Annotated in this window: 7 protein-coding genes and 1 pseudogene; 4 read left to right on the forward strand and 4 right to left on the reverse strand. The window is 46.6% G+C overall.

Annotation, left to right across the window (positions count from 1 at the left end; all coding sequences use genetic code 11):
• Positions 1–1,143: 1,143 nt before the first annotated feature.
• Positions 1,144–1,746: pseudogene (locus AACQ17_RS01040) on the forward strand (insulinase family protein); the annotation flags it as partial.
• A 75-nt stretch (positions 1,747–1,821) separates the two neighbouring features.
• Here AACQ17_RS01040 and AACQ17_RS01045 read toward each other — a convergent pair.
• From AACQ17_RS01045 to AACQ17_RS01060, 4 genes are all read right to left on the reverse strand, one after another.
• Entirely contained in the window at positions 1,822–2,916 is a 1,095-nt protein-coding gene (locus AACQ17_RS01045; RefSeq protein ID WP_170935192.1) for a S1 family peptidase, read from the reverse strand.
• 128 nt (positions 2,917–3,044) lie between these two features.
• Complete coding sequence (locus AACQ17_RS01050) at positions 3,045–4,028, reverse strand: trypsin-like serine protease (protein ID WP_094147218.1); 984 nt, start codon at positions 4,026–4,028, stop codon at positions 3,045–3,047.
• A gap of 77 nt (positions 4,029–4,105) precedes the next feature.
• Positions 4,106–5,239: a glycine cleavage system aminomethyltransferase GcvT gene (gene gcvT / locus AACQ17_RS01055; RefSeq protein ID WP_026028185.1), complete on the reverse strand. Its 1,134-nt coding sequence runs from the start codon at positions 5,237–5,239 to the stop codon at positions 4,106–4,108.
• Positions 5,240–5,530: 291 nt separating this feature from the next.
• Positions 5,531–6,154 carry a helix-turn-helix domain-containing protein gene (locus AACQ17_RS01060; RefSeq protein WP_010320321.1) on the reverse strand — a complete coding sequence of 208 codons (624 nt, stop codon included), beginning with the start codon at positions 6,152–6,154 and terminating at the stop codon, positions 5,531–5,533.
• A gap of 392 nt (positions 6,155–6,546) precedes the next feature.
• On the opposite strand from AACQ17_RS01060, the gene AACQ17_RS01065 reads away from it, so the two are divergent.
• The 3 genes from AACQ17_RS01065 (at position 6,547) to gcvP (ending at position 11,253) form a co-directional block, all read left to right on the forward strand.
• A complete protein-coding gene (locus AACQ17_RS01065) occupies positions 6,547–7,854 on the forward strand; it encodes a serine hydroxymethyltransferase (protein ID WP_017043957.1) in 1,308 nt (435 codons plus the stop codon).
• A gap of 57 nt (positions 7,855–7,911) precedes the next feature.
• Complete coding sequence (gene gcvH, locus AACQ17_RS01070; RefSeq protein WP_013868476.1) at positions 7,912–8,292, forward strand: glycine cleavage system protein GcvH; 381 nt, start codon at positions 7,912–7,914, stop codon at positions 8,290–8,292.
• An 81-nt stretch (positions 8,293–8,373) separates the two neighbouring features.
• The gene (gene gcvP / locus AACQ17_RS01075; protein ID WP_094147870.1) at positions 8,374–11,253 is read left to right on the forward strand and encodes an aminomethyl-transferring glycine dehydrogenase; all 2,880 of its coding nucleotides are present in this window, start codon (positions 8,374–8,376) and stop codon (positions 11,251–11,253) included.
• Positions 11,254–11,721: the final 468 nt, after the last annotated feature.

An 11,721-nucleotide genomic window follows, 5' to 3' on the forward strand; every position in this document is an offset into this window, starting at 1 on the left:
GGTTACATTGGTGCCAATGACTCACCGAACATTAGCCTATTCATTGACCGTGGCGAGCAAAAAATAGCCAGCCGTGAACAACAAGCCCAGTGGTGGCTCGATGATATCGCCCAGCAACTGATACAACAGCGGTTATCCAGCAATTTTAGTGACGCCAACCTTCCGGCACTTTGGATTTATTCCCAAACTATCCCGTTTGAAACCCAGCGCTATTCGTTTGCAGAGGTCGGGTTTCCAGTGGACTCAAGAGAAGCATCGCAAAATCTCTTCTTCTCCACACTTGCTGCACTGCGTGATCATGGTGTGAGTGAGCAAGAGTTTCAGGCGATTTTCCGTCAGTATCAAGAGATGCTAGCGAACTTCGATAACAATTGGCAAAAAGCCACCGCGATAGATTTAGTCGAAGAAAAAACGCTGGCGCGCACATTGGATCAACCGATCCAGTCGCATTTAGACCGACGTTCGACGTTAACCGAATTTATCTCGACCACCAACAGTGCCATACTCGATGAACACCTTCGCAAATTATTGTCTAGCGACTACCAGATCAATATTGGGTTGGATAAAAGTGAAGACAAAGAATCCGTCGTCGCGACACTGCCAACACTCAAAACCCTGTTTGCCCAAAAAGGGCAGCCACCGCTACTACAAGAGGTCAATCAAGCTTTTGTAACACCTACGCAGATAGGTGCTATTTTGTCGGAATCTCAACCTCAAGAGCCGATGGATATCACCACTTGGATGCTAAGTAACGGTGTTGAAGTGTGGTATCGCAGAGACACTAACGCAGGGGAAAAAGTGTATGCCTCTTTGGCAAGCCTTGGTGGTAAAGCAAGCTTAGAGCCCGATTTGCGTAAAGCTTCTGAAGTGCTTATTCCGAGTGCCATACGCGGTGGAATTGGTAACTTTAGCGGCTCTCAGTTGGATAATCACCTGAGAAGACACGGCATCATATTGAATCCCTACATCGACTTTACGTCGCATGGTATCAGCCTTGAATCATCTAAAGATGAGTTAGCCGAAGCGTTTGCGGCCCTTTATACGGCGATGACAGCCATCAACATCGACGACAGCCATCTGCAGTTAACAAAACAAGAGTTTAAGCAAAATCGTGATACTTTTCTTCGCTCACCCATTGGCCAGATGGCGCTCGCCATTAATCGCAATAGCTATCTGCCGGACACCACTCATTGGTTATACGAAGGATCGGACATCAATACGGTGAGTGTTGAGCAACTGATGCAAACCCATGATGATCTCTTTAAGAAAAATAGAGGCTTTAAACTCTTTATTACCGCAGACATTAAACCTGCCGAACTGAAACCGCTATTGCGTACCTATGTAGCGTCATTAACCTTCAGCTCTGCACCTGAGGTCGATTATCGCATTGATTATCGCGCAGACTTTCAGCCTCGAATCGACATGGCGATCAACGATGAAAAAAGCAGTGCCTATCTTGCCAGAGTGATCAGTAACGACCCGGAACACAAATCGGCTACTACTATCTTCATGGATGATATGTTGTGGCGTGTGGCAAACCGCCGCATGGTGAGTCAGGTGCGTGAACAGCTAGGGTTGGATTACGCTCCCAATGCTTTTTCGGTTTCAGCCGATAGTGAACCACATAACGATTGGCTATTTAGCGTGGACATTTCATCCAATGATGTCGATACCGCAGAGCAAGCCATTGATAAGCTGATTGACGGTTTATCCGTCGAAATAACGGAAGAGGAAACGCTCACCGCAGCAAAACAATTGATTGCCGATCTCAAACCACTCAAAGACGACCCCAAGCAGATGAATTGGTTTATTCAACGTTATTCACTGCACGGGTACGGCATCGATGCGTTGTTTAACATAGAGCAAACGGCAAACCGAATCACCACACAAGAGATGACGTTGAGAGCCAAGCAAATTTTTAATCACCACAACAGACGAACCAAAATTATTATGCGCCCGAAAGCGAAATAACAGCAGTAGAGTCAACCCTAGGATACTCAAACTGCCACCGCTCTCCTCTTGAGGGGCAACAGTTTGAGTATCAATCAGAACACGTACCCCATTTTGAGTGGCAACATAATATTTAGGCACCTCTGCCCCTGTAAGAACGCGCTGAATCCAGCTCTGATAATCATAAAGCTCCGTAAATACCGAGGTGATCGGTTGGTTAGTATCGCCACATAGTGAAGGCCCAAAGCTGGTTAAACCAATTTGAATGTATTGCGAGCCATTAAACCAATAGACAGGCCCACCGGAATCGCCAGAACAGGTGGAGTTTTTATAAGCACCGCTTACCGCACCATCAAAACAGATCTGCTTTGAGGTCAATGTCGGGCCATAGAAAGCGCTACAGACGGCATTACTAACAAAAGTGAGGGTCGTTTCTTGTAACTGCTTATTAGCATTCGGGACATTACCCGCCACATAGCCATGACCAATCGCTTTGTAATTATTGCCAGCAGGGTAATCATTATTTAACTGAGTATTGAGTAGCGCAGAATAGTCCACCACATTGAGCGGTGTTTCGAGCTTGATAATCGCAATGTCATCACGCCAGAGTGCACTGGACGAATTGATGTAAGTACTGGGGTAATAAAAAGCCGCCGCGCGCGATATCTGAATATTCCCGTAGGGGAAATCGGCCACATTATCCAACTGAGGCACTACCACCGTATAAAGCATGGTATCTTTTTTACCGTAAATACAATGAGCTGCCGTCAAAATAAACTGTGAATTGATGATACTCGCCCCACAAAAACTGTTGGTACTATACTGGGCGCTGCTTTGATATAAAAGGCTAGCAAAAGAAGGGTAAGTGGCACTGCTGGTATCCGAACCATTCACAATGTAAGGCTGGAAATCAACCGCATAAGCATTTGCTGATAGCATCGCACTGAACAGTATCCATTTGTACATCCATCACCTCGTCACTCATCTAGAAAGATACGCGTGTATCACTTTCAAGTTTAGCGCCCTAAGTGGAACCTGCTCAAAAAAGGCAATAAAAAAGCGACCTAAACAGGTCGCTCGAAATCAATAAGGGTTCAACGTCTACGAATGAAGGGGATAAACATCAGCAGTAAAGACCACCAGCCGAATGAACCACCACTGTCAGAAGGTGGGTTTAAATAAGCTTGGCGTTTCGCTTCTGTTGCGACAAATTTTGGTGGTTCAGAACCAAGCAGAACACTCTCTATCCAAGTAGAATAGTCAAGGATTTCCGTAAATACCGATGGAGCAGTAACCAGTGGGTCTCCACACTTGGTATTTGGCCCGAAGCTGGTTATACCAACTTGGATATAGTTACCGCCAATATGCCAAAATAACGGCCCCCCAGAATCGCCCTGACAGGTTGCATTTTGCAGCCCCGTAGAACCTATCGCCCCTTCCATACATAAATTGGTGTCCGGTACACCAGTCCCATAATTACAAGAGCTGTTAGGTACATAGGTTAACTCGGTTTGCTGTAGAGACGTTTTAGTATCGAGGTTAGAAGAGGTATTACCATGCCCAACGGCAATAAAGGTTTCACTTGATGAACGATAAGTGCTATCAGAATTTGCGGTAGGCCGCGTTAAGTAGTCAGCAGACGACACCATTGTCAAAGGTGTTTCAAGCTTGAGGATCGCAATATCATCCAATAAAGTGGTGTTGTTATAAGTTGATGGGTAGTAGATCTCCGCCACTCGCGCTTTTTCTAATATGTTGAATGGAAAGTTTGTTTCAATTTGCAGCTTAGGTACAACAGAGGTAAAAAGCTGATTTGCACTATTACCATAAACGCAGTGCGCAGCCGTCAATACGTATTGGTTATTGAGCAACGAAGCACCACAATAACTTCCTTTTCCATATGAACCGTTATAAGCAATTTGATCAAAAAACAAGCTCGCTATAGAAGGAAACTCCGCCACGCTTGCATACGAGCCGTTTACTATATAGGGCTGAGCATCAACGGCGAACACATTGCCAGAGAAGGCGAGCGAAGAAAAAAGTACTACCCATTTGTTCATCATGTCATTCCTTATCACTTTGAACCCAGATAGTACTTAATCCGTTATCGATATGAAACATCTTTAAATGCACTTTTATTACATTTTATGATGCTTTAGCCGCGATAATAACGCTGAGCCACAAACGGCATTTTCTCAACCACCATTGGCAGCATTTTTCCGCGCACATCAGCAAAAATTTCTGTGCCTATCGCTGATAAATCAGCTCGGATATAGGCCATAGACACGGGCTTTCCGGCCGTCGGTCCTGCTGTACCACTGGTCACTACGCCTATATGCTGGCCATCGGCATCAAATAGCTCCGTTCCTTCACGTACTGGCGCTTTAGTTAACCCCACTAAACCTACACGTTTACGTGCAACATCTTTGCTTTCGATCTGCCCAAGAATGATGTCTGCACCCGGGAAACCACCCGCACGCTCACCTTCAGCACGACGCACTTTGCTTATCGCCCATAACAAGCTCGCTTCTACTGGCGTTGTGGTGGTATCGAGATCATGCCCGTAAAGGCACAAACCGCACTCTAAACGCAGTGAATCGCGCGCGCCCAGACCAATCCATTCCACTTCTTCATAAGCGGTCAGTTTACGCGCCAATGCTTCGGCCTGTTCTGCTGGTACAGAAATTTCATAACCATCTTCACCGGTATAACCACTTCGGCTGACAATGCACTGGGCTCCATCGATGTCCATTAGCTGAATATCCATAAAGTGCATCGTCATCACTTGTGGTTGCAGGCGAGCTAACACTTCAGCGGCCTTTGGTCCTTGCAGCGCTAACAGCGCGCGATCGTCAATTACTTCGAGCTCAACACCTTGTGGCAAATGTGCTTGTAGATGAGCAATATCTTGTGCTTTACAAGCGGCATTAACCACAACAAACAGATGATCATCAAGGTTAGCAACCATCAAGTCATCCATGATGCCACCTTGTGCATTAGTGAAAAAGGCGTAACGCTGCTTGCCTGCTGGTAAGTCAATAATGTCGACCGGAACCAATGACTCCAATGCTTGCGCGGCATTGGCTCCATGCAAACGAAGTTGGCCCATATGCGAAACATCAAACAAACCAGCCGCCTCGCGAGTATGCAAATGCTCTTTCTTTACCCCTAATGGGTACTGAACGGGCATGTCATAGCCAGCAAATGGCACCATTTTCGCTCCAACTTCGATGTGCAGCGCATGTAAAGGAGTAGTGAGTAATGTTTGATTTGCATGTTCTTGAGTCATTTTTATCTCCATTTCAGCCGACCCAGCAGGGAATTCACCACCAAATTTTGGCTATTATGTCCAAAGAAGAGGAAACCATGTTTCCAATAGTGAACAAGAATGCGCCCGTTCGGACGGATTAACAAGTTCAAAACAAGATGAATTGTCAAAATTAACAACCCAATCACAATTAAAAGTCGCGAGATGCTTAGCATCGCCTGAGCTAAAAGTGATTAAAAGCACACTATAGAAGGTAAAACCACCAAATAGCAAACGATTGCTGTCACTATAAGAAACTTCGCGTTTTCACACTCATTTTGCAGTAACCCACAAAATCAATGCATCCTCTTCGCTGACAGAGACCAGCATGTGCCCCATGTTAGCGTCGTAATAAACGCTATCACCTTCCGCCAATCGAACCGGTTCATAAAATTCGCTATAGAACAAAACTTCACCCGTGAGGATCAACAAAAACTCCTCACCATCGTGACGAACCCAGTCACTGTACTCTTCAAATGCACGAGCTCGCACTCGGCTTTTAAACGGCATCATCTTCTTATTAGAGAGCTGCGTGGCGAGCAATTCATGCTCGTAAGTTGGGGTGGGATGCGGTTTACCCTGACCAATACGAGAAATATCCCTACGACCTGTTGCCACAATTTTCTTTGGTGGCTCAAATAGTTGAGGCATATCTATCTGCAATCCATGAGCGAGTTTTTGCATCGCTTGGTAGGTTGGAGAAATCTGTTCGTTTTCGATTTTACTCAATGTAGATCGAGCTAACCCTGTCCGCTGGCTCGCCTCTTCTAGCGTAATCCCAAGCTTAGAGCGGATCTCTTTAATACGTTGCCCAAGCTTAAGCGGTTCGATCGTTTGTTCACCAGTTTCCTTGGCCAAGGTCAACGATGGGTACTCATCATAAATGTCTTCAGACATGCTTTCCCTCGATTGTTATCTTCCTGATTTCGGCCATCATTGTGGCATAAAGCCAACGCAAGGTTAAAGAGGCTGCACGTAAATAAAGCGTGCTCTTGCTTACAAAAAAAGAAACCATGTTTCCTATAGGAAATTTTTGATTGATTGTTTATAAGTCAAAGAGTATGTTACTGACTTGTTAGATAAAGAGATGCGGTTTACCACTTATTGCGGTTAGGGATTTAACAAGGTTTAAGTGGCTTTTCACCCCGTATTGTTGGGGTTGCAATCCAGTTTAAGGATAACTGACACTCTGCTTTGTTGTCGCCTAACGGCTTAACGATAAGGCAGCCACTAAAAAGGAATGACGGAATGTTTAGCCAATCCGTCGGATTATTGGAAGGTCATCTACCATGAATGCCAACGTGAACAAAAGTTACCCCAACCACTGCCTTGAGAGCTTTTTCTCAACCAACCTTGCTGCCACTGATGATGCTGTCTTTGCGGGTATTCAAGCCGAATACGTGCGCCAAAATGAACAAATTGAGCTGATCGCCTCAGAAAACATCGTTTCAAAAGCCGTTATGCAAGCGCAAGGTACTTGTCTCACCAATAAATATGCAGAAGGCTACCCCGGCCGTCGCTATTACGGTGGTTGCGAACACGTTGATACCGTCGAAACCATTGCGATTGAACGTGCAAAATCCCTATTCCATTGTCAATACGCCAACGTGCAGCCGCATTCAGGCGCACAAGCTAATGGCGCGGTGATGCTGGCTTTACTGCAACCGGGTGACACGATTTTAGGTATGTCTCTGGATGCCGGAGGCCACCTCACTCATGGCGCTCGGCCTGCTCTCTCTGGTAAGTGGTTTAATGCTATCCAATATGGTGTCGATAGCACGACCTTAGAAATCAATTATGATGATGTACGCAGCCTCGCGTTAGAGCATCAACCAAAAATGATCATTGCGGGCGGCTCTGCCATTCCTCGCGTGATTGATTTTGCCAAATTCCGAGCCATTGCTGATGAAGTGGGCGCGCTCTTAATGGTCGATATGGCGCATATTGCCGGATTAGTCGCCACTGGTGCTCACCCAAGCCCACTGCCGCATGCCCACGTTGTCACGACCACCACACATAAAACCTTGCGCGGCCCACGAGGCGGTATGGTTTTGACCAACAGCGAAGAGATCAGCAAAAAAATTAACTCGGCGGTTTTCCCCGGCCTGCAAGGTGGCCCGTTAATGCACGTAATTGCGGCCAAAGCGGTAGCACTAGGCGAAGCGTTAGGCCCTGAGTTTCATCGTTATATTGATTCGGTGATCGATAACGCAAAAGTTCTCGCCGAAGTATTGCAAACTCGCGGTTGTGACATTGTGACTGGCGGGACTGACACTCATCTCATGCTCGTTGATCTTCGCCCTAAAGGGCTGAAGGGGAATATCGCCGAACAAGCATTAGAGCGTGCAGGAATCACATGTAACAAAAATGGCATCCCATTTGATACCGAGAAGCCTATGATTACTTCGGGTATTCGTTTAGGTACGCCAGCTGGAACCAGCCGTGGTTTTGGTCGTGAAGAATTCAAACTCATCGGTGAGTGGATTGGCGATGTTCTCGATGGCCTTGTTGTGAGCCCAGAAGGAAACAGTGATGTTGAGCAACGTGTGCGCAAACAAGTTAAAGCGCTGTGCCAACGCTTCCCACTCTACCAATAGCCTTTTTAAATTAAACACAAGTTCAAATCAATACGATACTTTTTTGGAGATAAAGCAATGGACAATACACTGAAGTTTGCAGATAGCCACGAGTGGGTGCGCGACAACGGTGACGGCACAGTGACCATCGGTATTTCTGAGCATGCGCAAGAGATGCTTGGTGACGTCGTGTTTGTTGACCTACCTGAAGTAGATACAGAAATTGATGCTGGAGACAGTTTTTCTCTAGTTGAATCTGTCAAAGCCGCTTCAGATATTTACGCACCGATTACAGGTGTCATCGTTGAAATCAACGAAGAGTTAGAAGATAGCCCAGAACTCATCAACGAAGAACCGTATGAAGGTGGCTGGATTGTGAAAGTGAAGATGTCTGATGCTTCTGAACTCGACAATCTAAAAAATGCAGAAGAGTACCAAAACTCTATCGAAGAAGATTAATTAGCCCATCACGGATCAAAGCTGCCCAGCATGGGCGGCTTTTTTTTAAGGTCGCACACGATCTTTGAAAAGGTAAAGGAAATGACTGAATTACTTCACAGCCCACTGCTTAGCCAGTTAAGTACCGAAAATGAGTTTGTTGCACGCCACAACGGACCCAACCCAGCCGATCAACAAAAAATGCTCAACGCGATTAACGCCGAAAGCTTAGCCGCGTTAATCGAACAAACCGTTCCTGCGCAAATTCGTTTAGAAAGCCCAATGTCCCTTGCTGCGCCTAAAAGCGAAGCCGATATGCTCAGCTCGATGAAAGTATTTGCCAATCAAAACCAGATTAAACGCACGTTCATTGGTCAAGGTTACTACAACACCTTCACGCCGAACGTCATTTTGCGTAACGTACTGGAAAATCCGGGCTGGTATACGGCTTACACGCCCTACCAACCAGAAATCTCTCAAGGTCGTTTGGAGTCGCTGCTTAACTACCAACAAATGGTGATGGATTTAACAGCGATGGATATTGCCAACGCGTCGCTGCTCGATGAAGCAACGGCCGCTGGCGAAGCAATGACACTGTGTAAACGCGCAGGAAAAAGCAAAAGTAACGTCTTTTTTGTGGCGGACGATGTTCATCCACAAACCATTGAAGTGGTAAAAACTCGCGCTGAATTTATCGGTTTTGAGGTACAAATCGGCGCACTCGACTCATTGCCTGAACAAGATGTGTTTGGCGCGCTGCTGCAATACCCAAGCACCACAGGTGAAGTGCGTGATTTAAGCGACCTGATTGCTAAAGCGCAAGCCAATAAAATCTTGGTTACTGTTGCCACGGATTTACTGGCCAGCACCTTGCTGAAACCAGCAGGTGAAATGGGCGCGGATGTCGTGATTGGCTCAGCTCAACGTTTCGGTGTCCCTATGGGTTACGGCGGGCCACACGCCGCCTTTATGGCCACGCGTGAAGCGCACAAACGCACTATGCCCGGCCGCGTGATCGGAGTGTCGATTGACGCTAAAGGTAACCCAGCACTGCGCATGGCAATGCAAACTCGCGAGCAGCACATTCGCCGCGAAAAAGCGACCTCGAACATCTGTACCGCGCAAGCTCTGCTGGCTAATATGGCATCGTTTTATGCGGTCTATCATGGCGCAGAAGGGTTGCGCACCATTGCGCGCCGTACTCATCATATGACAGCAATTCTAGCGGCAGGCTTAACTCAAGCGGGCTACGAATTGGTGCATAACAGCTTCTTTGACACGATTACCTTAAAGAGTGCCGCTCAAACTCAAGCTCTGTACGCAAAAGCGCAGCAAGCCGACATCAACTTACGCCGATTTGATGACCAATTAGGCATCAGTTTGGATGAAACCACCACCACCGCTGATCTTGAAACCCTGTTTGCGGTTTTCGATATTAAGCAATCGGTAAGCGCGCTGTCGGCAGAAATTGCCGCCAACGAATTTGCAGCGATTCCAGAACACTGCCGTCGTCAATCTCGCTTCCTAACGCATCCTGTGTTCAACACCTATCACAGTGAAACGCAAATGATGCGTTATTTGAAAAAACTTGAGAATAAAGACTTTTCATTAACTCACGGCATGATCCCGCTTGGCAGTTGCACCATGAAACTGAACGCCGCAGCCGAGATGATCCCTGTCACTTGGCCTGAATTTGGTTCAATCCACCCATTTGCACCGAAAGAGCAAGCCGCAGGTTACGCCGCTCTCGCTAAGGATTTAAAAGAAAAGCTCTGTGAAATCACAGGCTATGATGCCTTCTCGCTACAACCAAATTCCGGTGCTTCTGGCGAATATGCAGGACTTGTAGCGATTCAGCGCTACCACAAAAGCCGTGGTGAAGGGCACCGTAACGTCTGCTTAATTCCGAGCTCAGCACACGGTACCAACCCTGCAACAGCTTCAATGGTTTCGATGAAAGTAGTGGTCGTGAAATGTGATAATAACGGCAACGTTGATATCGCAGACCTCGCAGACAAAATTGAGAAGCATAAAGAGAACCTCTCTAGCATCATGATCACTTATCCTTCAACGCACGGCGTTTACGAAGAACAAGTTAAAGAAGTGTGTAACATGGTTCACGCCGCAGGCGGCCAAGTTTACCTTGATGGTGCCAACATGAACGCGCAAGTTGGTTTGACCAATCCGGGCTTTATTGGCTCTGATGTTTCTCACCTCAACCTGCACAAAACATTCTGTATTCCACATGGCGGCGGCGGCCCAGGTATGGGGCCGATTGGTGTAAAATCTCACCTAGCGCCTTTCCTACCGGGACATATTGAAGGGGGAGTTGAAGGCAGCGATCACGCAGTATCTGCGGCCGATTTAGGCAGCGCTTCTATTTTACCTATCTCATGGGCTTATATTGCCATGATGGGTGCAGAAGGCTTAACCACGGCTACTCAAGTCGCTATTTTAAATGCTAACTATGTGATGGAAAGACTGCGCCCACACTACCCAATTCTTTACCGTGGTAGTAACGGCCGCGTAGCGCACGAATGCATTATTGACATTCGTCCGCTTAAAGAAGCGACAGGTATCAGCGAAGAAGACATTGCTAAACGTTTGATGGATTATGGCTTCCACGCACCGACGATGTCATTCCCTGTTGCTGGCACCTTGATGATTGAACCAACCGAATCGGAAGACTTAGCCGAATTGGATCGCTTCTGCGAGGCGATGATTGCGATTCGCGCCGAAATGGAGAAAGTTCAATCAGGCGAATGGCCATTAGCCGACAACCCGTTAGTGAATGCGCCGCATACACAATCGGATCTCGCAAGTGAAGCATGGGCTCACCCATATTCTCGTGAAACGGCTTGCTTCCCATCCGCTCATACTAAGGCATCAAAATACTGGCCAACCGTGAGCCGCGTCGATAACGTATACGGTGACCGTAACCTTGTCTGCTCATGCCCAAGTATCGATAACTACCAAGAGTAGGTGCTGATGTTGATGGCTCGTCGTCACAATTTATGATCATCTTTTAGGTTGTGGCTGACTTTGTAACCAATATTCAATAATAAAGGCGAACTGAGAAGTTCGCCTTTTTGTTAGGCTGTAAAACGATTTTTGGACAAAGGTGAGTTACGAAGTGCCCACAGTGAAGGTTCTGGACAAAACTGTTTTAGCAAACTTCATCCATTATCATAAATGACATACACCCAACGCTCACGAAACTAATTCCCTCTTATCGTGGAGAACCACACTTAATACGACTTCAGGTCGTACGGACAGAAATGGGGTTACCGACACGAACTATTTCCACTAATTCCCCTAATTTAAACTATAAAGGATATTGGGAATTGCTTCGACCTCCAGAGGTTTACCTTATTGTCTTTTTGAAATTGGCTATTTGAAACCAATTATTTAGAAAATAATTAATCCCAAGCCAAGTTGCAAGCTGGCTAC

The organism is Vibrio sp. V10_P2A27P122 (genome assembly GCF_963874335.1).
GTDB lineage: Bacteria > Pseudomonadota > Gammaproteobacteria > Enterobacterales > Vibrionaceae > Vibrio > Vibrio anguillarum.

Excerpts from the sequence above, each read along its gene's own strand:
- AACQ17_RS01045 (WP_170935192.1), bottom strand. The coding sequence starts at position 2,916 with ATGTACAAATGGATACTGTTCAGTGCGATGCTATCAGCAAATGCTTAT.
- gcvT (WP_026028185.1), bottom strand. The coding sequence starts at position 5,239 with ATGACTCAAGAACATGCAAATCAAACATTACTCACTACTCCTTTACAT.
- AACQ17_RS01060 (WP_010320321.1), bottom strand. The coding sequence starts at position 6,154 with ATGTCTGAAGACATTTATGATGAGTACCCATCGTTGACCTTGGCCAAG.
- AACQ17_RS01065 (WP_017043957.1), top strand. The coding sequence starts at position 6,547 with ATGAATGCCAACGTGAACAAAAGTTACCCCAACCACTGCCTTGAGAGC.
- gcvH (WP_013868476.1), top strand. The coding sequence starts at position 7,912 with ATGGACAATACACTGAAGTTTGCAGATAGCCACGAGTGGGTGCGCGAC.
- gcvP (WP_094147870.1), top strand. The coding sequence starts at position 8,374 with ATGACTGAATTACTTCACAGCCCACTGCTTAGCCAGTTAAGTACCGAA.